Here is a 23,295-nt window from a genome sequence, read left to right on the forward strand (position 1 = left end):
ATTATATGCGGTAGTGTATATAACATTAATAAATACCCTCAGTGAGGGTTTTTCAAAATCCTCAGAAGAAGTATCCCTCGCTCCGTGTGTATGCGTCCGTTCTCCAAGGTAGAATAAAAATATTCCGTAAACTTTATATATCCGTCTTCCCTATCTACTCTACTAATACTGATGAAGAAGAAGGCTAAGGAACGAGGGCTCGGCACGGTGCTTCACGTCATGGATAAGATGTTGATTGTGCGGGGCGGTAAGCAGAAAGTGAAGAAGGTGCTCAATTCCACCGTCGTAACCGCGGATAAACGGAAGATAGGGAAAGTTTATGATATTTTCGGACCTGTTGATCGTCCGTACGTGACCGTAAAAGTATTTGGCGGCTTAAAGGGAGCGAAGTTGGAAGAACTCAAGCATAAGGAATTATATGTTCTCTGATTGAGGGGAGAAGGTGAAGGAGGATGCATGAAGAGGAGCCAGAGGGAAACGTTGAAGAGGCCTTTGGGCGATCCGATATGGATAGGGAGCGTTTACAGCGACTCAGTGAGCGTCAACGTCGGAAAAGATTGAGCAGGACGATTGGGAAGCAGCGTTTGGTTGCTCAAGCTGAGATAGACCGATTATCCGCGCTGCTTGCTATACCTGAAGAGACGAGAGAGGGCAGCTTGGCGATATACCGACAAGCTTGGGAGAATGATTTGATTCATGGGCGTTCAATAGAGAAGATATTGGCTGCATCTATTTACATGGCGTGCCGTAAAACGAAGGAGCCGAAAACGCTTGATGAGATAGAAAATGCAACGAAGGTGGGGCGAAAGGATATAATAAAGACCTGCAAGTTATTGGCAAAGCGGCTTGGCATGCGGCTCGCTCCAGCATCTCCGGAGGAGTATGTGCGCAGCTTTTGCGCTAAATTGAATTTGAAGCAACCCGTCGAGGATCGCGCTCTGGAGATAATAAATGAAGCGCTGAGGCGGGATATAACAAGCGGAAGAGGTCCTACGGGCATAGCCGCGTCGGCGATCTACATAGCCGCTATCCTGTGTGACGATCGGAAGACGCAAAAGGATGTTGCAGAAGTGACCGGTGTTACGGAAGTAACGCTACGTGTGCGGTACAAAGAGTTGGCGCGGGAATTGGGCATAAAAGTGGAGTAGCCGGATTCTTCAGTGCATGTACCAAATCAGATAGAGAACACGAATTCACGAATAACATCATGAAATCAAGCGGATCTGAGCGGGCATTTGAAGTGATACCTGCGGTAGACTTAAAAGGGGGCAGATGCGTCCAGTTGCGACAGGGCAAGAAAGAGGACGTGATCTTCTCTGCCGCAGACGATCCTGCGAAGATCGCGAGGCAATGGGTGATGCGGGGTGCGAGCAGATTGCATATCATCGATTTGGATGCGGCGCTACAGGAAGCGCAGACCAATTTCGTGGTAGTTAAACGCATAGCGGAGTCAGAAGGGGTGAAGGGAAGGGCGAAGATTCAGGTGGGTGGCGGTATCCGATCGTACGATGCCGCGGTGAAGCTGCTCGAAATAGGCCAGGGAGAAGGCGTCGATCGAATCATCTTCGGGACGGCCGCGTTGAAATCGCCGCAGCTTATCGAGACCGTCGCGAAGGAGTTCTCGCCTGAGCGCGTCATGGTCGCCCTGGATGTGCGGCAGGGTAAAGTGGCGATAGACGGGTGGCGAGAGGTGACAGAGGTAGATGCACCAGAGGCGGCGAAGCAGGCAGAACGGATGGGTGCGGGCAGTTTGCTGTTTACGAATATAGACGTTGAAGGTTTGATGCGTGGTATAAAGCCGGAGATTGTCACGGCGTTCGTACGCTCGGCGAACGTTCCCGTGGTAATCGCCGGCGGCGTAAGCAGTGCAGAGGACGTGTTGCGGATAAAAGAAGCAGGTGCAAGCGGAGTAGTGATCGGAAGTGCGTTGTATAAGGGCAGAATCGATTTTGATGGCTTGGTGACACAATTCCACGATTAAGATTTTTACACTCAGAACGAACCACCGTTTAATCGAAGCACGAGCGTTTTTTTTTGATGAAACTTTTTCCCTGAAAAGTTTCATGGTACGCCGCCGACAGGACTCGAACCTGTGACAAGCCGGTTAACAGCCGGGCACTCTACCAACTGAGTTACGGCGGCAAGCTACAGTCGCGATTCAGCAATTACCTTCTACACTATCTCTTTGGTATTTAAAAGGTTTCAGTTATCACGCGTTATCGCGCGGCCCTCCGCGGGAAACAACGCGCTGACAACTGTTTATGGTCGGAAACCTCGGCTATGAGACGCTCTCATTCCAGCGCATTCAATCGATGCCCAAGCTGTTTCAATTTCTCTTTACCACGTGTCAGCATGAAATTCGCCTTCGCTATGGTAAAATCCAGATACTCCTCGCTGTAAAACCTCCTGCCGTTTGAAGCCAATGGCATGTCCATCCTTTCCGTGCTCAAAATCGCCACCATCACCTTCCCCTCATCCTTTGCAATCGCTTTTATGCCGCTGTATTTGAACCCTGATTCAATCGCGAGCCTTAACAACACCGTTGCCTTCTCCACGCTCCGACATGCCACGTGCAGAATTGGTGATTGTGCGAGTAGCCACAAATCGCCTTCCACGGAAGACCTTGCCTCCCTCATCGCTGCTCGCACTTCCCCCTTCTTCACCGGGCGATGCCACTTACCGATAAATCGCGCTTCGCGCTTCGCACCGATCTCAGGCAGCAAAATCAAAATTATCCGGCCTGAGCAACTGCTCGTTGTAAAGAAGTCATCGAGGTCGTTTATCTTCTGAAGCAGCTCTTCCACCTCTTCGTCTGCACCCCTTCGCCGCAATCTTTCCAGCGCCTGCTTCTTCTCCCCTTCAAAAAGCATCATCACACAGGAAAATTCCAAAAACTTTTTATATTCCCTCAACAACCAACTACTATTAAATCAGAAAATTAGAAAAAATGATAACCGTATTTTTAGTGACCGGGGTGCTCATTGCACTTACGATACTCGTGGCAACCTATCGAGCGGCGATTGGACCCGGTGTATTTAACCGGACGGTGGCAGTAAACGTAATAGGGACAAAAACCGTCGTCCTCTTGGTGGTCATCGGTTATTATTTCGAAAGGCCGCTGTTCTTTGACCTTTCACTTCTGTACGCATTGCTTAACTTTATTGGTACGCTCGTATTCGCGAAATATTTAGAGAGGGGTGAGATATGGTCGAGCTGATAGGAATAATCGAAGCAATCGTAACGCTATTCTTGGCCCTCGGGATATTTTTCATGGTTACGGGCGCAATTGGGCTGTTGCGATTCCCCGACTTTTATACGCGATTGCACGCAACGGGGAAGTGTGATACGCTTGGGGAGATTCTTATTATTGCCGGCTTGCTGATCTACCATATCTTTGTTTATAGCCCCGGAGCGGATATTTCGGTAAAGCTCGTACCCGTGAAGCTGCTCTTTTTAATCATGTTCATCTTACTGACGAATCCGGTAGGAACGCATGCGCTGATGAAAGCGGGCTATACTACCGGGGTGAAGCCGTGGAAGTTAGGAGATAAGCGGCAGTGAAGCGTACAAAGGAGGATAGATAAGACAATATGACCAACGATAAAGGCGGGAAATGGTTCGGATTTCTCCTCACGTTTATTGTTATGTACCTGTTTTGGATCCTTCTCTCCGGCATATTCGATGCGTTGCATCTTGGCGCAGGTCTCATCTGTAGCGCGATTGTGGCGTTCATCTCGCATGACCTGTTTGTGAAGGAAGGAGGCCTTCCTTCCGATAAATTCGTTCGCCTTCTTAAATACATACCGTGGGAATTATGGCAAATCGTGCTGGCGAATCTGGATGTCATGTATCGGGTACTTCATCCCAAGTCCTTCGAACGGGGAAGACCGGATGGCAGCATGTTCGGCGTTGGGCCGGTTGATCCGGGGGTAATTGAATTTGAAACGACGTTGCGGAGTGATTTCGCACTCGTTACCATGGCGAATTCCATTACGTTAACGCCGGGAACGATAACCATAATCGTCGACCCGGAGATAGGTAAGTTCTGGGTACATGCAATCGCGAAAGCCCCCGGCGATGCACTCTTAGTGGATCAGGAGATGCAAAATAGAGTGGGAAAGGTGTATAACGAACTATGATAAAAACGACAGCTTTAGATCATTGCTTCAAAGGGCCGATAGAGGTGAGCGCATAGACGATGATCGTACCTATTGACCTTGCTCTGTTATTTCTCATTGTCATCCTTGCACTCGTGGCGATAACCGTGAGAGACCTCTTGAGTGCAATTATCGTGTTGACTGCGTATAGTTTCCTGATGGCGATGGTCTGGGTGGAGATGCATTCGGTGGATGTGGGCTTTACCGAGGCGGCTGTCGGCGCCGGTGCAACGACCGCGTTCTTAATTGCCGCATTAGCACGGACAGAGAGGTGGGAGAAAGGATGAAACAAATATCACTCGCGGCGCTCATTTTCGTTCTTCTTTTGGGGGGTCTGTTTATCTATGTGGCCGAGGATATACCTGACTTTGGGGATCCGAATTCCCCTCCGAATAGGTACACTCCTTTGTTCAGCCTCGATGCAGCCGAGTCCGTGGATGCTTTGAATCAAGGTGCTGTTCCGGAGGCGTTGGTCGAGGCACTTACGGATAGAGGTTTTCGGGACTATGAACTGCCGACAAAAATTGAGACGCTAACAGAAGGAGAATGGGAGGGATATCTCGTTCCGGATGAGCAATATTACAAAACATCCATTGCCAAATTTGGCACGGCTCCTGATGCCCCAAAGGAGCAGAAATATTACTTTATTAAGCAGGAAGGGAACGCACTGGAAGTGTATCGCTATGCGCCGATCATACGATATGTGGAGGAAGGCGAGCATGAAACCGAAGTCCCGAATATGGTGACCTATATACTTGCCGATTACAGGGGCTATGATACGCTCGGGGAGACCACGGTTATATTTACCGCAGGGATCTCCGTTATCTTATTGTTAAGGAGAAGAGGTAAGAAACCAGAATGATCGAGAAAGATTGGATACACGAACGGAACGTCATAATAGAGACCATTGGGAGACTGATGGTTCCGTTCATCCAGTTGTTTGCATTGTATGTCATCATCCATGGAGCAGGTGGACCGGGCGGGGGATTCCAGGGCGGCGTGATAATCGCCTCGTCCTTTGTCTTATATCTCGTCATTTTTGGCCTTGCTGCAGCAGGGAAGCGATTCCCGGAGCGTGCGAATAACTATTTGATGAGTACCGGGGTGTACATCTACGCGGGCGTCGGGCTCCTGGCAGTAATTGTTACGTTAGGGGCTGCGCAGTATCTCAACTATGGGTTCATTCCCTTGACTCATATGTTTGAGGAGAACCGTGCGTTGGGAATGGACCTTGTGGAAATAGGTATCGGAATAACCGTGGGTGCAGTTATCACCGAAATATTCTTCAATCTCGTATGGAAGCAAGAGGATGAAACAGAGAAGGAGGGGCAAGAATAACAATGATCGTTGAGGAATTTCTCGCAAAATATAACTACTGGGTCGCTATCATTCTCATCCTTATTGGTTTTTACGCGATGATCTCGAAGGATAATTTGATAAAAAAGGTCATAGGTTTGAGTATATTTCAAACTGCAATATTCCTGTTCTACATCTCACTGGCCGATATTGGACCTCTTCCTCGGGGAACTGCGCCGATCGTGAGCGAGGAGATGATACACATGGGATACGTCTACGTGAATCCTTTACCCCATGTGCTTATCCTGACAGCGATCGTCGTATCAGTCGCTACAACAGCAGTGGCTCTGGGGCTAGTAATACGGATGTACGAGCAATACGGGACGATAGAAGAATCAGAGATCATAGAGAAGGAGAGAAAGCTGTAACGTGCCATCGGTGCCACGAGAGCGAAAAAGGAATAGCTTTATATATATAGTGAGAGAAGAGAAAAGAGGAAGGAGGTACATGGTAGGGAATGCTAAGTGTTGATCATTTTCCGGTGCTTATCATAGCAATATCGCTTGTCTCCTCATTCACTATTCTGGTTGCCGGTTGGTGGAACAAGAAAGCGTGTTGGTTTATCTCTCTCGGAACCATCTTCGTTCAGCTCATCATGGCTATTACCATTTTGAATCACGTCCTGAACGTGGGACTGATCAGTTATTGGCTTGGTGGGTGGATGCCTCCATGGGGCATAGAATACGTCATGGACGCGTTGAACGGGTACATATTGGTCGTGCTCCTTTTCTTAGCGTTGGTCTGCGTGGTTTATTCCAAGCGGAACATCGAGCATGAATTGCCGGGGAAAATCGTTCCGTATTATGTCGTTTATCAACTTCTCGTTACCGGTTTGTGCGGTGTAACCGTGACCGGGGATATCTTCAATCTGTATGTGTTCGTCGAGATATTCTCCTTAGCGGCATATGCGTTGATCGCATCGCGGGGTGGGGTATCGCTCAAAGCAAGTTTTGTGTACCTCGTCATGGGTTCGATTGGTGCCTGTTTCGTCCTGATCGGCATTGGTATGATCTATTCAGTGACCGGTTCACTAAACATGCACGACATCTCCATCTTATTGCCCCCGTTATACGAGACGGGAGCAATTAATAGAGCAGTTTTTGCGGCTTACGCACTCATTGTCGTTGGACTGAGCATAAAGATGGCGCTCTTCCCGCTTCATACTTGGTTGCCCGACGCGCATTCCTTTGCACCTGCGGAGATCAGTGCAATGCTGTCCGGTATCATCATCGAGGTATCGACCTATGCGCTCATACGGATTTCGTTCTCTGTCTTTACGGTGGATTTCCTCAGGCTCGTGCCGGTATTCGATGTTATTGCTTGGATAGCGGCAATAGCGATAATTTACGGCTCCGTTCTTGCGATAGCGCAGATTAATTTGAAGCGGATGCTCGCATATTCATCGATATCGCAGATGGGATATATCATGCTGGCATTCGGGCTATCGCTATCTACCAGGGCGACGCTCTGGGGTGGATTGACACCCGCCTTGATGCATATCTTGAACCACGCCTTAATGAAAGGATGCCTGTTTATGGTTGCCGGTGCATTTATCTACAAGGCCGAATTGTGGAACATTACGGATCTCAGGGGTTTGGGTAGGAAAATGCCGTATACCTGTGCTGCATTTTCGCTGGCTGCGATCTCAATGATCGGGGTGCCACCGAGCGTGGGGTTCGTCTCGAAAGTATATCTGATATTCGCCATTGTAGAACAGGGGAACTTCATATTTATGGCGGTCGTTCTGCTCAGTACCTTACTCAACTTGGTTTACTTCTGGCGTGTCATAGAAATGCTCTATATGAGGGTGGGCGAGAAGGGACCCCATGCCGAATATGCGGAAAAGGTAGAAAGGGACGAAATACCACTTCTCATGCTTATCCCAATACTCACTCTCGGGATCCTTTGTGTTGTTATAGGAATCATCTGGCTTACTGAGATACCGATAACGGGTGCGTATCCAATAATGGATAGTGTAAATAAGCTGTTTGGAATAGGGAGGTTTACAGTACCATGATTGAATCGATAGAAACGATGAGACCAGTATTAGCGCTTTGTTGTCCAATAATTGGTGCTATTTTTATACTGATATTCAGAAACCATCCGAATCTACGAGAGAGTTCGACGTTAGTGGCGAGCGTCGCGCAGTTTCTGGTGGTTCTTTCCATGTTGCTGATCGTTAAGGATTTAGATGGCGGTGTGCTCTACTGTTCTATCTTTAATATGCTGCCCAACGTGGATTTAGCGTTCAAGATAGATGCGTTCGGGCTTCTCTTCGCTATCACGTCAGCCTCGCTCTGGATTCTTGTGTCGTCATATTCCATAGGCTATATGCGGTCTCTGCATGAGCATGCCCAAACGCGCTACTATTTTTTCTTCGCATTTGCCATTCTCGGTGCAGAGGGCGTGGCAATGTCGGCGAACCTCTTCACGATGTTCGTATTTTACGAGATCTTGACGGTCTCAACCTATCCGTTGGTGGCGCATGACCAGACGGAGGAGGCACTGTTCGCAGGTCGTAAATATCTCGCGTATTTGATTACCTCTGGTGTTTTCTTCCTGGCTGCGATTCTGCTCACGTACGCTTTCGTTGGTACGACAGACTTTACGAACGGTGGCATTCTCACTGCGGATGCAGCGTCACGATCAGCACTGATTGTTTTGTTCTTTTTCTTCATGCTGGGGTTCTTGAAGGCAGCGTGGATGCCGTTTCACTCCTGGCTGCCAACTGCAATGGCCGCACCAACACCGGTGAGTGCACTGTTGCATGCGGTCGCAGTGGTAAAGGCAGGCGTGTTTGGCATTGTCAGGATCGTCTGTTATATTTACGGTGTCGATTTGATGAGCGAGCTCGGTCTAGGAATAGCACTTGCTACGATAGCAGGATTTACGATGATTACCGCCTCTCTCTTCGCTATCGCTCAGGACAACCTGAAGCGGAGACTTGCGTACTCCACGATAAGCCAACTCTCGTATATCCTCTTCGGCGTGTCGCTACTGAGCCCGATGGGCATAACCGGAGCGATGCTCCACATCCCCTTCCACGGCTTCATGAAGATAACGCTCTTTCTCTGCGCGGGGTCCATCATGGTAGCATCAGGAAAGAAGAATATCAGTGAGATGGCGGGTCTCGGGCGGGTTATGCCTTTCACCTTTTTTGCTTTTACCATCGGCGCACTCGGTATGTGCGGGGCGCCACCAGCGTGTGGTTTTGTGAGCAAATGGTACCTGTGCCTGGGAACGCTGCAAGCGGACAAGTTAGTGTTACTTGCGGTCCTCTTGATCAGTTCACTCTTGGATGTCGTTTATTTCTTCCCGATCATCTATACCGCGTTCTTTAAGAAGCCAAACGATGTGACTGTGAGGTTGTCAGAGTGGAAGCCGAAGATAAAAGAGTCGTCTCCGTTCATGGTCGTCCCCTTGGTCATAACGGCGCTCTTCTCCATGATCTTCTGTATACCCAATCCAATTTCAAACGTAATCATAACGCTGGCGAAGATAGCAGTGGCCAGTTTAGGAGCGGTGTGAAGCGATGAAAATCGAGAGAAGTACGCTATTAAAATTGTATTACGTGTGTCTCATAGTGATTGTAATCGCGGGGTTAGCGGTGCATTTCATGGAAGCTGCTGAACCAGAAGGAGCAGCCGTGGCTAACGGTCATGGCGAAGTTGTTGAAGAAGCAGCCACGCATAACGGTGGTCATGGCGAAGCGGCTGAAGAGGGTGGCGAAGAAGTTGGCCATTTCTGGTGGTTGGACATTCCACTATTTGCTGCAGGCTTTGCATTCGTTAGTGGCGTTATACTCTTGGCGTTCTCTAAACTCGGCGTTTATCCGTTGCTCAAACGCGATGAGGATTATTATGAGCAGCATAGCTTTGGGAAGGCAGAAGAAGAGGAAGGAGGTGAGCAGTGATGCCGGCAACGTGGATACATCCGGGATTCATATACATCTTTGGTGCGCTCCTGATTCCCCTTCTGAAGGGTAAAGCACGGCAAGCGTACATCATCCTTTTACCGATACTGGCGCTGACAGATATCCTTTTGATGGCATTGGGGGTCTTCGGCGAGCTTCCACTTGAAACCTGGGAGATCCCCTTTTTGAAATATACGCTGATGCTCGGTCATGTGGATAATTTGAGCGTGTTCTTCGCGTTCCTCTTTATCATTGTCTCCTTGGCTATGTTCGTCTATGCGGTGCATGTGCAGGAGGAGTGGCAGCACGTAGCGGCATTCCTGTACATTGGAAGTACGCTCGGCGTGGTCTTTGCGGGCGATCTGTTTACATTGCTCTTCTTCTGGGAAGTGATGGCGTGGGCGTCCTTATTCTTAATATGGTATCGAAAGACGGAGGCATCACGGGGTGCAGGATTCCGATATATAATGGTGCACTCGTTCGGCGGTATCTGTCTGTTTGCCGGCGTGGTCTTACAGTTGCAGGCCACCGGCGGCAATATAGCGTGGGGCTTTAGCTCCTTGGTGAATCCCGTTACGGGTGGCTTGGATCTTGCGGGTACGATGATTCTCATTGCATTTATGATAAATGGCGCGGTGCCGCCGTTGCACGCATGGCTCTCAGATGCGTACCCGGAAGCGACGGTCACGGGCACGGTCTTCTTAAACGCGTTCACCACGAAGAGCGCGATCTACGTGCTGCTTAGAGCGTTCACGGGCTACGAGGCGCTCATGTGGTTAGGCGCGATCATGGCGGTCTACGGGATCATCTATGCGTTAATTGTCAATGATATCAGACGAGTCCTCGCCTACCATATCATCTCTCAAGGGGGATATATGGTGGCAGGAATAGGAATAGGAACAGGACTCGCCGTCGGCGGTGCGATTGCACATGCGTTATGTTATACGATGTGTAAGACGCTCCTGTTCATGGCTGCGGGTGCGGTGCTTGCGGCAACGGGCACCGCGAAAATGTCTGATCTGGGCGGGCTGTATAAATACATGCCCAAGACCTTCTGGATGTGGATGATCGGTGCAGCATCCATCTCGGGCTTTCCACTCTTCGCCGTCTTCGTCAGTAAGCCGTTGGTGATTGAATCGGCGGTCTTTGCAGGCCAGCCGTGGCCGTGGCTCTTGCTTGAAATTGCATCGGCCGGTACGTTCCTCTGCCTTGCGGTAAAGATCCCATATCTTACGTGGCATGAACGCGAGAAGCCAGCGAATATAGTGGCGCATGACCCGCCGTTGAATATGATGATTGGCATGGGAATCTTAGCAGTACTCTGTATCGGCGTCGCGGTCTATCCGTATGCGATGTATAACATGATAACACCGGCGGTAGAGGAATTAGCGTCAGAGGTGGGGTCGTTTGAGCATTACATCGCGCATCCGTACGCACCGAAAATCGTCGTTGAGTTGACTATGTTCTTCTTGTTTGCATTTCCGGCATTCTGGTGGGTGTTAAAGAAACCGTTCACGCATCGAGAGCCAAAGATTGCGCTTGACCTCGATTGGCTCTACAGGATCTCCGGGAAGTGGTTCATCTGGTTCTGTGAGAAGCCCTTGATGGCGTTTGCCACGTTCATTGACCGTAATGTACTGAAGCTAGCAGCTTTCTTCGTCTGGATCAGTAAGAATCCGGCGGAAGCGTTGAGGATAAAGGGAGAGGAGACGAGGCTGAGGATGCAGAGACTAATGTCCACTTCAGAAAGGACAAAGGGATACGAAAGTGGTTTAGAGGGTGCGAGGACGAGATTCCCCGGGGAGCTCCCAAAATTCGGTTTGGGCACCTCTCTGCTTCTGATACTTCTATTCCTCGTCGTTTATCTATTATTATACGTGACGGGTATGTAGTAAAATATACTAAAAGCTATTCAAAGCGAGGGAACAGCACGATGACGGACAGGATCTGTAGGAAAAGACGGAAAACGAATAGGGAACAAATCAGGGAGCGAGCGTTAGGAAACAGAACTGTCTGTCCGCGAAATATCGAAATGTTTATAAGCCATAAGTTAACGTACTGTATATAGAGGAGTCAAAAAGAGATAAAAAGAGGTGGAAAGAGGGCAATGGGAGGCAAATTTCTAAGTGCAGTGAAATGTTTTTTTAAATGCCCCGCGTGCACCATGAGTGCCATGCTGAATCCCGAGGCTTTCTTAGATCCCGGATTAGTGGACTCACTTAAGGAACGCTGTCCCGATGTAGATATAGAGAGTTTAGGCTTTTATGCCGGGTTCTTCCTTGCGCTTCTATTCGTTATATTCTGCGCGATAGCGTATGTATTCTTTAACGTGCTCAGATTCGTTCTCGTGCACAGGGAAATGATGCTTGCTCTCACCCCGTGATTGTCGGCGGAAAAAAATAGAAAAGCTTTTAATATAGAACGTGTTATGCAGAATTATGAATAGCAGAGTACCACCTGAATTGAGTGAAGCGCTATCGGCAGGAACGGGCTTTTCGCTGCTGATAAAGGGAGAACCAGGAACAGGGAAGACGATGCTCGCTTTTGAGATACTCGATGAGTTCGGGAGCGACAATGCAGTCTATCTTTCAACGCGTGTCTCACTCCCCGCTCTTCGCGAGCAATTCCCGTGGCTGAAAGAACGTACCGGCTTTAGTGTGATAGATGCAACTAAATTGTATATTTCATCAAAAGCGTTTCCACGACCCCGCTCTTTCTCTGATCTTCTCCACGCGAAAGTGGAAGAGGCGGGAAAACCTGCGACACTCGTCATTGATAGCTGGGAGGCGATATTGACGGGGGGAAAGGATGAGAAGAGGGAAGTGCTGGAAGCTGCAATAACGGACTTGGTACGGTATTACGCCACGGAATATAAAATGAATTTGATACTCATCTCAGAAACAACGGAAACAACTCCGCTCGATTATATCGTTGATGGCATAATAGAGAATAACCGCATATCCGTAGATTACCGTAGGGCGAGGGAAGTGTTGTTAAAGAAGCTTCGAGGCGTCCGAATAAACCAGCCTAAATACGGGTTTACCCTGGATGGTGGCCGATTCCGCTCTTTTGGTCCGTTCGAGCGGAGGAAGATAGAGAAGCCGAGGAAAGTCGATATTGTACCAAATACGGCTACACACATCTCGACGGGCTGTGTGGAGATAGATAAAATCTTAGGTGGCGGATTAAGCAAGGGAAGCACGGCTATGGTAGAATACGGCGATGATTTATCCCTCTTAGGCTATCAATCTATCGTCGCGCACATGATCGTAAACAGTATACAGCAAGGGATTCATTGCGTGAAGATCCCGAGTAGCGGGTGGGATGAGCGGCGGTTAAGGCGTGGTATAGTACCCTTCGTGAAGGAAGAGGATTATCGCAAGTATTTCACGGTCTATGAGATAAGGCGGGAAGAGCGAGAAACGAGAGAGAACGTGAAGGTCTTGCCAGGTGTGGTATTGTCAGAAGAGTTCCCGGTATTCAGAGATTACATCTCTAGTTTAGAACCCCCCGTCATGGTTATTATTGGAACGGATTGGTTAGAGTATCAATATCGGTTGAAAGCGCTGGGCAACCTTGAGGAAGCGTTAGAGATTTTCGCCTATTGGATAATGGAATTGAGGGAGGCGGGAAATGTAGCGGTATTTGCAATGCCGTCGGGAGGTGTATTGGGCGAAGGGCTGGGTCATATGGTGACCAATCGCTTTGAGTTGAATGTGCTCAATAGGAGTGTGGTCCTGTATTGCAACCGGCCGGACACCAAATTACACTGCCTGGAGAATGTCATCACCGAGGACGCCCTTAAGTTACAGCTCACGCCGTTTGTCTGAATGGAGACTCTGCACGGAGTTTTGTATTGGTGTATAAAAGAACATAAGCAAGCAGTGCGTAGCGTACGTACTGAGGTATGTTCAGGGAGCAAATAAGAGATATACCTACCCTTTCATAGAGCTTAGGATGGCGCTATCATTCCAGAGATTTGATAGTGCTTCCGGAATAAGGGAAGGTTGGTATTGCCCGGACACCAAATTACATTGCTTGGAGAACGTCATCACCGAGGACACTCTTACGTTGCAGCTCACGCCGTTCGTCTGAAACTCTTTTTTATTTATGTACTGACCGCCTTCGACGCTTCCGAGGATAGCAGACTGTACTCTTCATGCGCCCGCCGTAGAAACTTCGAGAGCACTATTGAGGCACAGTAAAACATCACGAGCGCAAAGAAGCTTATGTCTCTGAAGAGGTAATCCAGTGGCATAAAAGCTTCCGTCACACCGCCTGCGCCTGTTATAGAAAGCCATCGCATCCAATAGTACACGAGCACATAAATATTAACCGCGAGTACACCAAGCGCGATGGCCTGATACACCTTAACCAAATCAGGCCAGTCTCGCTGCTTGCTGGAGAGAGAATAGATGTACCCGAAAAAGAGCCAGCCCACTAATATAAGAGCAATACCTGAAACCATACTTTCTCCCAGAGTTATGGTGTAATCGAGGCTTATGACTATTCGCCATAAAAACGTCAGACCAATAATCACCAATAACGTTCGCTCATCGGTGAGCAAAGCGCCGAATATTTCTTTCACGCCCATTTCTTTCAGCTTCTTCACCCGCGGGTATAAAAAGGGGTTTATGATATGCAGAACCGCTTTATCTTTTGACTGCGATATATAGGCCTCGTACATCTTTTTGGGATAGTTCGCAGACCACATTACCGCGCAATAAAATGCCACCAGTGCGAGAAATCGCACATCGCGGAAGATGAAATCCATCGGCGGGTAAGCTTCTACGGTCAGTAACTCATACCATCTCATCCCGTAGTAAATGAGCGCATAAATGTTTATGATGAGCAGACTAACGGCAAACCCTTGATAAATATAATTTGAAATTAACCAGCCTTTCAGCTCCTTGGACATGCGATACATGTAAGCGAAGAGAACCCAGCCTAATAGGATAAGAGCAAGACCAGAGCACAGACTTTCCCACAAGGCAATCTTGCCATCAAGACTTATCACCGCCCGCCATACAATCGCTACAATGAGTATCGCGATCGCTGTCCGCCCACCTATTATCCCATCCGCACCTGATTCTTTTGTGCCCATTTTTACCTGAGAACTCCCTCCTCTTCTCAATAGTTCTGCTTTATACCCGATACAAGATGTTTGTAGGATAAGGGTATATAAATATATTTCGATTTTCGTCAGGGAAAAACCGAAAGTTTTAAATATGTGCCTCAAGTTTCATATAAAACAATCGTGTCACAGATGTCCCGTAGGGGAGAGAGGAGCTAAAAGCGGATGCTAATAGTCGAACAGTTTCCTGTACTCGTCGTTGTTATATCGCTGCTTTCTGCATTCACTATTTTGGTCGCCGGCTGGCTAAACAAGAAATTCTGCTGGTTCATTTCGCTTGCAACCATCTTCATTCAACTGCTCATGGCGGTAACCATCTTAAATCACGTCCTTACGGTGGGAATCATACATTATTGGCTTGGCGGGTGGATGCCGCCCTGGGGCATAGAATACGTCGTAGATGCGTTGAATGCGTATGTATTGGTTATACTTCTCTTTTTAGCACTGCTCTGCGTAATCTATTCGAAGCGGAACATCGAGCATGAAATGCCTCAAAAAATCGTTCCTTATTATGTCGTTTATCAACTCCTCGTCACCGGGCTGTGTGGTGTAACCGTGACCGGCGATATATTCAACATGTATGTCTTTGTCGAGATATTTTCCTTAGCTGCGTATGCCTTAATAGCGTCACGGGGTGAAATAGCGCTGAAGGCGAGCTTCACGTACCTCGTTATGGGTTCTATCGGTGCGTGCTTCGTATTGCTGGGGATAGGGTTCTTGTATTCGGTAACGGGTACGCTGAATATGCGCGATCTCTCGCTTTTATTGCCGCCGTTATACGGGAGTAGAGTAGTGCAAGCGGCTTTTGTCTTCTTCATCGTTGGCTTGGGCATAAAAATGGCGCTCTTCCCGCTTCATACGTGGTTGCCCGACGCGCATTCATTTGCACCTGCGGAGATCAGCGCGATGCTTTCAGGCATTATCATCGAAGTGTCCACGTACGCGTTTATACGAGTCAGTTTCTCGGTCTTCACGTTGGATTTCATTAGGGTGTATATGCCTATCACCACTTTGCTTACCTGGATAGCAGCAATAGCGATGATTTATGGTTCTGTCCTTGCGATCGCGCAGTATAACCTGAAACGGATGCTTGCGTATTCGAGTATAGCGAATATGGGCTACATTATGCTCGGTGTGGGACTTTGCACATCTACGAGTTTAGGACTGACGCCAGCAATGATGCATATACTGAACCATGCATTGATGAAAGCCTGCATGTTCTTAGCAGCGGGCGCGTTTATTTACAAGTTTGATCTGTGGGAGATAACGGATTTCAGAGGTTTGGGGCGGAAGATGCCGTATACGAGCATTGCCTTCATTTTAGCTGCACTTGCGATGATCGGCATGCCGCCCAGCGTGGGATTCGTGACAAAGGTATATTTAGCAATCGCCTGCCTGGAAGCCGGTCAATTTCCATTCATCGCGCTGATATTCTTCAGCACGCTTCTTATGGTCTTCTATTTCTGGCGGGTGATCGAGTACATGTACATCCGGGTAGGAGACGAGGGAGAACGAGAAGTAGAGGTCGATGAGATCCCGATGAGCATGCTCATCCCGGTATTGGTCTTCGCGATTCTCTGTTTCGTCATAGGGATTGTCTGGCTTCTCGGGATACCGTTCCCCTTGATGGACGCGATTAATTCAACATTGGGACTGGGGGTGCTGCCATGAACTCTGTTATATTTGCCTGGCTCTGCTGGATTTTCCCCTTGGTTGGGGTGCCCTTGGCGCCGGTTCTGGCAAAGATCCATCCGAAGCTGAGAGACTATGGTGCGATTACACTCTCGTTCCTCGCCGCGCTCTCCGCCGTGATGCTCATACCGTATTTATTCCGTCTGGAGGAGCTGCCCATTGATAGCTCCGTTACCTGGCTCACCGTCCCGATCGAGTTGAAATTCGGCGTGCTTGTGGATCCCGTGAGCATACTCATGGCGAATGTCGTTGCCGTTATCAGCTTCTTCATCATGGTCTATTCCTACGGATACATGAAGGGCAATCCTTCTTTGACTCGGTGGTGGGTCTTCATGAACTTCTTCATTGGCGGCATGCTCCTCTTGGTTATTTCCAATAACCTGTTATTCCTCTTCTTTGGCTGGAAGATTGTGGGTCTCTGTAGCTGGGGGTTGATAGGGTTCTACTATCTGGATGAGAAGAAATACTGGATCGGGGGGCCACCACCTACGCGATACATCACTCCGTCTCATGCAGGTTTGAAGGCGATGGTGGTGACCTCGGCAGGGGATCTGCTCTTATTAGGAGGGATCCTGATAATCTATGCGCATGCTCACACCCTAAATATATCGACTCTTTACGAGACTGCATCGATTTGGATACCGGAAATGGCCAAATCGCCCGGATTAATCTCTCTCACTGTTGTACTCCTTCTTGCAGGGCCCGTCGGGAAGTCCGCTCAGTTCCCACTGCATGAATGGCTGCCGGAAGCTATGGCTGGTCCCGGGCCCGTTTCAGCCCTGATCCACGCAGCGACCATGGTTAAGAGCGGCGTTTACCTCGTCGCTCGGCTCATACCCATCTTCTACTTTGGCTATTGGGTGGCGGGAGTCGGTGAGGCGCTAACGTTCTTCATTTTAGTCGCGTGGATCGGCGCAATCACCGCTTTCGTCGCTGCTACCCAGGGTATGACCGCGGTGGAGCTGAAGAAGGCGCTGGCATTTTCCACTGTCAGCCAGATCGGCTACATGATGCTTGCCTTAGGCGTGGCGGGCTTAACGCCCGCAGGCTTGATGGGCGGCTTCACTTCGGGATTGTCTCACCTATTAAGCCATGCGATGTTCAAGGCGGCTCTCTTTCTCTGTGCCGGCTCGGTCATTCACACTGCTGGCTCTATCTACATGACCGACATGGGCTCACTGAGAAAGTATATGCCCTATACCTGGCTGTTCATGTTCATTGCGTCGCTATCGCTGATGGGTGTTCCGCCACTACCAGGCTTTTGGAGTAAAGATGCTATTCTCGCGTCTGTCTGGGCATCCCATAATTACGGCTTGTTCCTGCTCGCGTTGGTTACTGTCGCGATAACTGCTTTCTATACCGTTCGTTTCGTGGGTTTGACGTTTTACGGAAAGAAGAGCGATAATGTCGAGACGCGAGAGAAAAAGGGGGCGCATCTTGGCGAACCGCACATTACCATGGTGTTTGCCTGTGGCATCTTAGCCGTGCTGATCGTTCTCCTCGGGCTCTCATTTACACCGGTAGAACATTTACTGGAAGGCGGATTCGAATATAGCCTGGTTGAACAGCTTCATCTGCCCGTGGGGCATCAAGAAGGGCATTCTCTTGTACCTCCTGTTCTATCGCTCGTTTTCATAGCTCTTGGTGCCGTTCCCGCGTATGCCCTTTACATGTCAGGTAAATATAATCCGTATGGCACGTTGGAGACGCTCTTCGAGAAGCATCCCTCCATGAAGATGCTCCATACGTTCTTCTGGAACCGGTGGTACATAGACAGCACCTATTACAAGGTCTTCGTAGACGGAACGAACAAGCTGCTTCCTATCGTGGTCAATCGTATTGAGAATCCGCTGGATAACGCGTTTCACGTAAAAATTCCCGCGTTCTTCAACTTCATGGCGGTTCGTGTGGTTAAGCCGTTCGAGGAACGACTGGATAAAGTGTTCCATAGGATAATTCCCTCTATTCCCGGACGACTCTTTAATCTGGTGAAGTACCTCCAGACTGAGACCGGCGTTATAGGATTCAATTTGATATACGTACTGCTGTTCTACCTCATTGTCCTCATTCTAATCCTATGGGTGGTGACCTAAATGATACCGTATATCCTTCTCCAAATACTCATACTACCGGTCATAGCCTCCCTAGTTATACTTTTAACCCGGTACCACCTCGGCAGAAAAGCAGGCTGGATTGCAGCCATCACCCTCATTTACACCACGGCCCTTCTGTGCATCGTGGGCCTCAGGGTTTCTCAGGGAGAACTAATTGTTGAGGAATACCCCTTTGGGCCGATAGTGAATTTCAATCTTTACGCCGACGGCTTGAGCGTACCGGTGGCATTGATAATGAATCTGTGCTGTATCGTTCTGGCATTCTATTCGATACACTATGTCGATCACCGAATAGAGGCTATATATGGTGAAGTGGACGAACGGACATGGCTGATGTATTATACGCGGTTCTTCTTTTTGTTTCCCTTCTTTGCCACGGGCTTCATGGGTATTGCCTTTTCGACGAACCTGCTCTCAATGTACTTCTTCATGGAGCTGCTGACCATCATTCCGCTTTATTTCATAATGGCGCAATTCGGCTATTCCGATTTTATAGAGCGATATAAAGTTGCTCTCATGTGCCTGTTCTGGGGAATTGTCGGGGCGACCCTCTTCCTGTTTGGCATTCTTCTGGCATATACTCGGACCGGCAGCTTGGAAATCGCTGATTTACAGCTTCTTTCCGGGGATCCCGTTGCTACCTGGGTTATCTTACTTATGCTACTAGGCTTGTTCACCAAACTGGCGGTCTTTCCATTCCATGTCTGGATGCCCTGGGTTCATGCGGAGCATCCCACGTGCATTGCGGGCTTGCTCGCAGTGTATGCGAATATAGCAGCTTACGTGGTGGTGAGGGTTCTCATCCTACAGCTCTATAGCGATATGAAAGTTTTCGGCATACCGATGATGGCGCTGGCTCTTATAACTATGGTTTATGGCTCCCTACTCACGCTGGCGCAAACAGACGTGAAGCGATTTGCAGCGTGCTCAACGATAAGCCAGATCTCATATTCTGTCCTCGGGCTCGGAGCTCTGACCGTTATCGGTATAGAAGGTGGGATCTTCTACTTCCTGAGCCACATCATGGGAAAGGCCCTCCTCTTCTCGACCGCGGGCATCCTGGTGTATACAACAGGGATCAGGGACACGACCAAGATGGGCGGGTTGGTGGCGAAGATGCCGATAACCACAGCGCTCTGGTTCTTAGGCGCGGCGATACTCTCGGCATTACCGCCACTCAGTGGTTTTACAGCGGAATGGATACTGTTTACCGGTGTCTTCACGTTTGGCATACCAGCCTTCCCGGTCGGGCGTGCAGTCGCGATTATGAGCCTCTTCGCAGTACTCTTAACCGCGGTCTACACCTTCACGATGGGTAGGCGAATCTTCTTCGGGCCCATAGACTCGACATTAGCAAATGATACGAAGATCAGAGACCCGCCATTGACGATGAGCATTCCTCTGCTCCTGCTGGCCGTGGTATCGTTCTTCCTGGCCGTGTATCCTAAGCTCATTATCAATCTCTTCCATTCGGTGATTGGGCCGGCGATAGGAGGTGTAATCTAATAAAATGGCAGTACCACAGATACCGTATACGCTCCTGCAGACCTTGCTCGTGCCCGCACTAGCCTCGTTCATCATCTTCTTCACGGGGCGGAAGATCGGACGAAAAGCGGCACTGATCGCGAATGCCGCGCTGCTCTACACGACTGCGCTGCTCTTCATAGCGGCCGTCAGAGTCTCTCAGGGCGAGATAATCGTGGAGGAATACGCATGGGTGCCCGAGGTTATGCTGGCGGGGACAGATTTGCGGGTGCCATTTGGTCTCCTGGCTGACGGGTTGAGCATACCGGTCGCGTTGATAATAAGTATAATCACCACCGCGCTTTCCTTTTACTCGCTGCACTATGTAGAGCACCGGGCAGAGGTACTGTATGGCGACGGGGGAAAAGAGGTAGAACTCCGGTATTACAACCGGTTCTTCTGGCTATTCCTCCTCTTTCCGATCGGGTTCATGGGTATCTGCTTCTCGACAAACCTCATACTCATCTATCTCTTTATAGAATTGCTCGTTGTGCCTCTGTACTTCATTATGGGCTTCCTTGGTTATATCGAGCGCTTTAGAGTTGCCATGATGTGCTTCCTATGGGGCGTTGTTGGAGGACTGTTCATCCTATTTGGCTCTCTTCTGGTGTATACCCAGATAGGCACCTTTGACGTCTCGCAGTTAGGTCTTCTCGAGGGGAATCCATTCGTCCGCTGGATTGCATTACTGATCATACTCGGTGCATTTACGAAGATGGCGATCTTTCCGCTTCACGTTTGGATGCCTTCGGTTCATGCAGAGCACCCCACATGCATAGCGGGCTTGCTTGCCATTTATGCGAATATCGGAGCCTATGTACTTGTTAGGGTACTCATCTTACCGCTCCATAACGATCCGAACTTCCTCTGGTTCGGCATACCGGTTATGTTGGGTGCGCTCCTGACCATGGTCTACGGCTCCCTGCTCACACTGGCGCAAACGGACGTGAAGCGATTCGCAGCGTGCTCAACGATCAGTCAGATCTCGTACTCGGTCCTCGGGCTGTTTGCCTTCACCGTTTATAGTGTGGAAGGCGGCATGTTCTATTTCATGAGCCACATTCTGGGCAAGGCAATCCTCTTTTCAACCGCGGGTATACTCGTGTACGTGACGGGAATCAGGGATATGAACAAGATGGGCGGCCTGGCATCGAAGATGCCGATAACCGCGCTGCTCTGGGTATGTGGCGCCTTGATCCTCTCCGCGCTGCCGCCGTTGAGCGGGTTCGCAGCGGAATGGGTGCTCTTCACCGGTATCTTCACGTTCGGGGTAGCAAACATGCCCGTGGGATTGGCCATAGCCATTCTGGGTATTACCGCAGTGCTCTTGACGATTGTCTATACCTTTGCAGCGGCGAAGAAGATCTTCTTCGGGCCCATAAATCCAGAGTTAGCAGATGACCCCAAGATCCAGGATCCGCCCTTAACGATGAGCGTGCCGCTGCTCATCCTGGCGACTATCTCGATCTTCCTGGGCTTGTATCCAAGATTCATCCTGGAGCTGCTCCATTCGGTAATCGGGGTGATCGGGGTCATATAGGTGGGTAGCTAGGTTTACGGATATCGTGAAAAAACTCATTGTGAAACTGTTTCGGATGTTTTGGTACTGTATACGGACGAAATCAGGAATAATCAAAATCGCTGACTCAGGTTTTCACGAGCTTGTTCAACAGTATCTCTGAAGCGCGATATAATCTCTTTCCATTTTTGCACATCTTTTTTTAAAAACCACTTCTCCACACCGTTCGGTTTATAGCTCCAGCTGTTTAGCATCTCGTTCACGGCCAAACAGGAATCTAATACAGATTCAGCACTTTTGAAGAATCTTTGCACCTCATCTATGTACCGATTTGTCACAAGTAATTCAATAGCCGAGAATCTAAAACGCTTGGTGACGTAGCGCCTCTTTTCTGGATTTTTTTGATTCGCTTTTGCACGTTTGATAACATCATCAAAAACTTCTATATTCCAATCGCATTCTGCCAGCACCGCGTCGAGCCTGCGGATCGCCTCATCTCGGCTAAAGATCTCAAACAATGTCCCTCGCCCCGACATCGTCTCAAGAACTTGGCTATCAGGTCTTTCAGGGTTTGATAAACAATCTGCAAGAGCTTCCTTGAAATCTCTACGAAAATCTTCATTCTTCAAACGGTCATTTGAGTAGAATAAGGTGCCTTTGCCACCCACATCAAAAGGAAGTTTTGTACCCTCCTCGGCAATCATAACGGTACCGTGTTTAAAACTCTGACGGACTCCGAGTTCCCAGAAAACATTTGGATTCTGATCTGTTATATCTGCCACCACCACTGGAGAAGTAACAAGGGCCGTAATAATTTCGCTCAGAACACCTCCACGAAGCGGCTTTGAACGACGAGCTTCAAGGCTTGAATTTTCCTCAATCAGGGGCTTCAAGAAATCTTTGAAATGCCTCGTCCAGTAAGCTTTAGTATGCTTAGTGGTGGTCTTGCTAATCGGCATGATAACAAAACAAATTTCCTTGTCTTCTGACATGTAAGTCTCCCCTCACTTGTTACCAAGGCGCAGAAAAACATATAAAACTTCCGTTTTTGGTTGATTCGCACCTTGAAGCTATGATTATCGTTTAAAGCAAAGAGGTTTTTGAGTATCCTGTAAGTGACTTGGGATTTTTGAGTTAACCTTATATCGCTTTACCGCTTCTTCCATAGCCGATTCTGGGTTTGGGTTGGGCGTTTCTTCGAGCGGGATTAACGAATACAAAATCCGAATGAAGTCTCACGTACATAAATCTTTGAAAAAATAAAAGAGAAAGCTATAGGAACGCTATAGCTTTGTGTTAGAAATGGTTATATGAGAAGCGTAATGAACCTTCACTCCGCAACTACATCTGCAAATCCAACTCTTCTCGATACCTTATTTACCCGTATTTTCACACTATCCTCTTTCTTCGTGTTGGGTACAAAAACAACAAATCCCTCAACTCGAGCTATTCCATCGCCTTCTCTACCTACTTCCTCTATCTTTACGTCGTAGGTCTTACCAACCTCTATAGGGGAATCAAATCCCCTTCTTTCTCCACTATATTCCATACTTTTCCAAACCTCTTTTTCGTTTTTATTTAGTTCGTGATACAAAAGAAAAAAATCGCTTTCTTTATGAAAAAAAGGCGCTTATTCCTTGTCACCACTCACTAATTACTATAGCCTTTCCTTATATATAAAGTCACAACGCAAAAGCTGAAAACAGGCACTCATTTTTACCCGGGTCAAATCTTCCCCCGCCTGTTCTTCCTCCCACCGCCTTAACTCCTTTTATCCTCAGACAAAGGGCAGGTTCACGTGGTGCTGACAGGCATGGAAACATAACACTTTTGACCCTCTTGCAGACCTCGCTATTTCCTGTCGACTATAAAAATATATTATTATA

23 protein-coding genes, 1 tRNA gene and 1 pseudogene are annotated in these 23,295 nt (G+C 48.7%); 20 read left to right on the plus strand and 5 right to left on the minus strand.

Features of this window, described 5'->3' with window-relative positions; genetic code table 11:
- Positions 1–171 precede the first annotated feature (171 nt).
- Genes JW878_05230 through JW878_05240 form a run of 3 tightly spaced genes read left to right on the plus strand, consistent with a single transcriptional unit; the run spans position 172 to position 1,981 of the window.
- Positions 172–429 (plus strand): H/ACA RNA-protein complex protein Gar1, encoded by a 258-nt coding sequence (locus tag JW878_05230; GenBank protein MBN1762464.1) that lies wholly within the window; start codon positions 172–174, stop codon positions 427–429.
- A 23-nt stretch (positions 430–452) separates the two neighbouring features.
- Positions 453–1,148 (plus strand): transcription initiation factor IIB, encoded by a 696-nt coding sequence (gene tfb, locus JW878_05235; GenBank protein MBN1762465.1) that lies wholly within the window; start codon positions 453–455, stop codon positions 1,146–1,148.
- A 59-nt stretch (positions 1,149–1,207) separates the two neighbouring features.
- On the plus strand, positions 1,208–1,981 hold the full coding sequence (locus tag JW878_05240; protein MBN1762466.1) for a 1-(5-phosphoribosyl)-5-[(5-phosphoribosylamino)methylideneamino]imidazole-4-carboxamide isomerase: 774 nt from the start codon (positions 1,208–1,210) through the stop codon (positions 1,979–1,981).
- An 88-nt stretch (positions 1,982–2,069) separates the two neighbouring features.
- On the opposite strand, the gene JW878_05245 is transcribed toward JW878_05240, so the two are convergent.
- A tRNA-Asn gene (locus JW878_05245) sits at positions 2,070–2,142 on the minus strand.
- Between the two features lie 149 nt (positions 2,143–2,291).
- Positions 2,292–2,873: a hypothetical protein gene (locus JW878_05250; GenBank protein ID MBN1762467.1), complete on the minus strand. Its 582-nt coding sequence runs from the start codon at positions 2,871–2,873 to the stop codon at positions 2,292–2,294.
- A gap of 74 nt (positions 2,874–2,947) precedes the next feature.
- Between JW878_05250 and JW878_05255 the strand changes: the two genes are divergently transcribed.
- The 13 genes and pseudogenes from JW878_05255 to JW878_05315 all read left to right on the plus strand — a co-directional run bounded on the left by JW878_05255 (position 2,948) and on the right by JW878_05315 (position 13,256).
- Entirely contained in the window at positions 2,948–3,217 is a 270-nt protein-coding gene (locus tag JW878_05255; GenBank protein MBN1762468.1) for a cation:proton antiporter, read from the plus strand.
- Complete coding sequence (locus JW878_05260) at positions 3,205–3,561, plus strand: monovalent cation/H(+) antiporter subunit G (protein ID MBN1762469.1); 357 nt, start codon at positions 3,205–3,207, stop codon at positions 3,559–3,561. The genes JW878_05255 and JW878_05260 overlap by 13 nt, the downstream gene beginning before the upstream one ends.
- Before the next feature lie 29 nt (positions 3,562–3,590).
- Positions 3,591–4,139: a Na+/H+ antiporter subunit E gene (locus tag JW878_05265; GenBank protein ID MBN1762470.1), complete on the plus strand. Its 549-nt coding sequence runs from the start codon at positions 3,591–3,593 to the stop codon at positions 4,137–4,139.
- A gap of 59 nt (positions 4,140–4,198) precedes the next feature.
- Entirely contained in the window at positions 4,199–4,444 is a 246-nt protein-coding gene (locus tag JW878_05270) for a DUF4040 domain-containing protein (GenBank protein ID MBN1762471.1), read from the plus strand.
- A gap of 446 nt (positions 4,445–4,890) precedes the next feature.
- Positions 4,891–5,019, plus strand: a pseudogene (locus tag JW878_05275) (cation:proton antiporter).
- A complete protein-coding gene (locus tag JW878_05280; GenBank protein ID MBN1762472.1) occupies positions 5,016–5,495 on the plus strand; it encodes a sodium:proton antiporter in 480 nt (159 codons plus the stop codon). The pseudogene JW878_05275 and the gene JW878_05280 overlap by 4 nt, the downstream one beginning before the upstream one ends.
- 2 nt (positions 5,496–5,497) lie before the next feature.
- Positions 5,498–5,881: a cation:proton antiporter subunit C gene (locus tag JW878_05285; GenBank protein MBN1762473.1), complete on the plus strand. Its 384-nt coding sequence runs from the start codon at positions 5,498–5,500 to the stop codon at positions 5,879–5,881.
- A gap of 89 nt (positions 5,882–5,970) precedes the next feature.
- Complete coding sequence (locus JW878_05290; GenBank protein ID MBN1762474.1) at positions 5,971–7,530, plus strand: monovalent cation/H+ antiporter subunit D family protein; 1,560 nt, start codon at positions 5,971–5,973, stop codon at positions 7,528–7,530.
- On the plus strand, positions 7,527–9,041 hold the full coding sequence (locus tag JW878_05295; GenBank protein ID MBN1762475.1) for a monovalent cation/H+ antiporter subunit D family protein: 1,515 nt from the start codon (positions 7,527–7,529) through the stop codon (positions 9,039–9,041). Before JW878_05290 ends, JW878_05295 begins: the two co-directional genes overlap by 4 nt.
- Before the next feature lie 4 nt (positions 9,042–9,045).
- Positions 9,046–9,426, plus strand: a complete 381-nt coding sequence (locus JW878_05300; protein ID MBN1762476.1) for a hypothetical protein — start codon at positions 9,046–9,048, stop codon at positions 9,424–9,426.
- Complete coding sequence (locus JW878_05305; protein ID MBN1762477.1) at positions 9,426–11,318, plus strand: Na(+)/H(+) antiporter subunit D; 1,893 nt, start codon at positions 9,426–9,428, stop codon at positions 11,316–11,318. The genes JW878_05300 and JW878_05305 overlap by 1 nt, the downstream gene beginning before the upstream one ends.
- Positions 11,319–11,590: 272 nt before the next feature.
- Entirely contained in the window at positions 11,591–11,809 is a 219-nt protein-coding gene (locus tag JW878_05310) for a hypothetical protein (GenBank protein ID MBN1762478.1), read from the plus strand.
- 55 nt (positions 11,810–11,864) lie between these two features.
- The gene (locus tag JW878_05315) at positions 11,865–13,256 is read left to right on the plus strand and encodes an AAA family ATPase (protein ID MBN1762479.1); all 1,392 of its coding nucleotides are present in this window, start codon (positions 11,865–11,867) and stop codon (positions 13,254–13,256) included.
- Positions 13,257–13,534: 278 nt separating this feature from the next.
- On the opposite strand, the gene JW878_05320 is transcribed toward JW878_05315, so the two are convergent.
- Entirely contained in the window at positions 13,535–14,530 is a 996-nt protein-coding gene (locus tag JW878_05320; GenBank protein ID MBN1762480.1) for a hypothetical protein, read from the minus strand.
- 195 nt (positions 14,531–14,725) lie between these two features.
- Here JW878_05320 and JW878_05325 point away from each other — a divergent pair, with 195 nt between their 5' ends.
- The 4 genes from JW878_05325 to JW878_05340 are packed head-to-tail and all read left to right on the plus strand — an operon-like array spanning position 14,726 to position 21,430.
- Positions 14,726–16,231: a monovalent cation/H+ antiporter subunit D family protein gene (locus JW878_05325; protein ID MBN1762481.1), complete on the plus strand. Its 1,506-nt coding sequence runs from the start codon at positions 14,726–14,728 to the stop codon at positions 16,229–16,231.
- Positions 16,228–18,345, plus strand: coding sequence for an NADH-quinone oxidoreductase subunit L (locus JW878_05330; protein ID MBN1762482.1), 2,118 nt, complete (start codon positions 16,228–16,230; stop codon positions 18,343–18,345). Before JW878_05325 ends, JW878_05330 begins: the two co-directional genes overlap by 4 nt.
- Positions 18,346–19,872: an NADH dehydrogenase gene (locus JW878_05335; protein MBN1762483.1), complete on the plus strand. Its 1,527-nt coding sequence runs from the start codon at positions 18,346–18,348 to the stop codon at positions 19,870–19,872. It abuts the gene before it with no gap.
- A gap of 4 nt (positions 19,873–19,876) precedes the next feature.
- Positions 19,877–21,430: an NADH-quinone oxidoreductase subunit M gene (locus tag JW878_05340; protein ID MBN1762484.1), complete on the plus strand. Its 1,554-nt coding sequence runs from the start codon at positions 19,877–19,879 to the stop codon at positions 21,428–21,430.
- 92 nt (positions 21,431–21,522) lie between these two features.
- On the opposite strand, the gene JW878_05345 is transcribed toward JW878_05340, so the two are convergent.
- Together JW878_05345 and JW878_05350 are read right to left on the minus strand one after the other, a co-directional pair.
- On the minus strand, positions 21,523–22,401 hold the full coding sequence (locus JW878_05345) for a hypothetical protein (protein ID MBN1762485.1): 879 nt from the start codon (positions 22,399–22,401) through the stop codon (positions 21,523–21,525).
- 338 nt (positions 22,402–22,739) lie between these two features.
- Positions 22,740–22,958, minus strand: coding sequence for a TRAM domain-containing protein (locus JW878_05350; GenBank protein ID MBN1762486.1), 219 nt, complete (start codon positions 22,956–22,958; stop codon positions 22,740–22,742).
- Between the last annotated feature and the right edge of the window lie 337 nt (positions 22,959–23,295).

It is taken from the genome of Methanomicrobia archaeon, assembly GCA_016930255.1.
Taxonomy (GTDB): Archaea; Halobacteriota; Syntropharchaeia; order Alkanophagales; family Methanospirareceae; genus JACGMN01.

Bases quoted from the DNA above. Each gene is read 5' to 3' on its own strand.
- tfb (MBN1762465.1), top strand. From the start codon at position 453: ATGCATGAAGAGGAGCCAGAGGGAAACGTTGAAGAGGCCTTTGGGCGA.
- JW878_05350 (MBN1762486.1), bottom strand. From the start codon at position 22,958: ATGGAATATAGTGGAGAAAGAAGGGGATTTGATTCCCCTATAGAGGTT.
- JW878_05310 (MBN1762478.1), top strand. From the start codon at position 11,591: ATGAGTGCCATGCTGAATCCCGAGGCTTTCTTAGATCCCGGATTAGTG.
- JW878_05290 (MBN1762474.1), top strand. From the start codon at position 5,971: ATGCTAAGTGTTGATCATTTTCCGGTGCTTATCATAGCAATATCGCTT.
- JW878_05230 (MBN1762464.1), top strand. From the start codon at position 172: ATGAAGAAGAAGGCTAAGGAACGAGGGCTCGGCACGGTGCTTCACGTC.
- JW878_05300 (MBN1762476.1), top strand. From the start codon at position 9,046: ATGAAAATCGAGAGAAGTACGCTATTAAAATTGTATTACGTGTGTCTC.
- JW878_05270 (MBN1762471.1), top strand. From the start codon at position 4,199: ATGATCGTACCTATTGACCTTGCTCTGTTATTTCTCATTGTCATCCTT.
- JW878_05260 (MBN1762469.1), top strand. From the start codon at position 3,205: ATGGTCGAGCTGATAGGAATAATCGAAGCAATCGTAACGCTATTCTTG.
- JW878_05325 (MBN1762481.1), top strand. From the start codon at position 14,726: ATGCTAATAGTCGAACAGTTTCCTGTACTCGTCGTTGTTATATCGCTG.
- JW878_05295 (MBN1762475.1), top strand. From the start codon at position 7,527: ATGATTGAATCGATAGAAACGATGAGACCAGTATTAGCGCTTTGTTGT.
- JW878_05255 (MBN1762468.1), top strand. From the start codon at position 2,948: ATGATAACCGTATTTTTAGTGACCGGGGTGCTCATTGCACTTACGATA.
- JW878_05265 (MBN1762470.1), top strand. From the start codon at position 3,591: ATGACCAACGATAAAGGCGGGAAATGGTTCGGATTTCTCCTCACGTTT.
- JW878_05280 (MBN1762472.1), top strand. From the start codon at position 5,016: ATGATCGAGAAAGATTGGATACACGAACGGAACGTCATAATAGAGACC.
- JW878_05330 (MBN1762482.1), top strand. From the start codon at position 16,228: ATGAACTCTGTTATATTTGCCTGGCTCTGCTGGATTTTCCCCTTGGTT.
- JW878_05340 (MBN1762484.1), top strand. From the start codon at position 19,877: ATGGCAGTACCACAGATACCGTATACGCTCCTGCAGACCTTGCTCGTG.
- JW878_05345 (MBN1762485.1), bottom strand. From the start codon at position 22,401: ATGTCAGAAGACAAGGAAATTTGTTTTGTTATCATGCCGATTAGCAAG.
- JW878_05250 (MBN1762467.1), bottom strand. From the start codon at position 2,873: ATGATGCTTTTTGAAGGGGAGAAGAAGCAGGCGCTGGAAAGATTGCGG.
- JW878_05335 (MBN1762483.1), top strand. From the start codon at position 18,346: ATGATACCGTATATCCTTCTCCAAATACTCATACTACCGGTCATAGCC.
- JW878_05320 (MBN1762480.1), bottom strand. From the start codon at position 14,530: ATGGGCACAAAAGAATCAGGTGCGGATGGGATAATAGGTGGGCGGACA.
- JW878_05305 (MBN1762477.1), top strand. From the start codon at position 9,426: ATGCCGGCAACGTGGATACATCCGGGATTCATATACATCTTTGGTGCG.
- JW878_05285 (MBN1762473.1), top strand. From the start codon at position 5,498: ATGATCGTTGAGGAATTTCTCGCAAAATATAACTACTGGGTCGCTATC.
- JW878_05240 (MBN1762466.1), top strand. From the start codon at position 1,208: ATGAAATCAAGCGGATCTGAGCGGGCATTTGAAGTGATACCTGCGGTA.
- JW878_05315 (MBN1762479.1), top strand. From the start codon at position 11,865: ATGAATAGCAGAGTACCACCTGAATTGAGTGAAGCGCTATCGGCAGGA.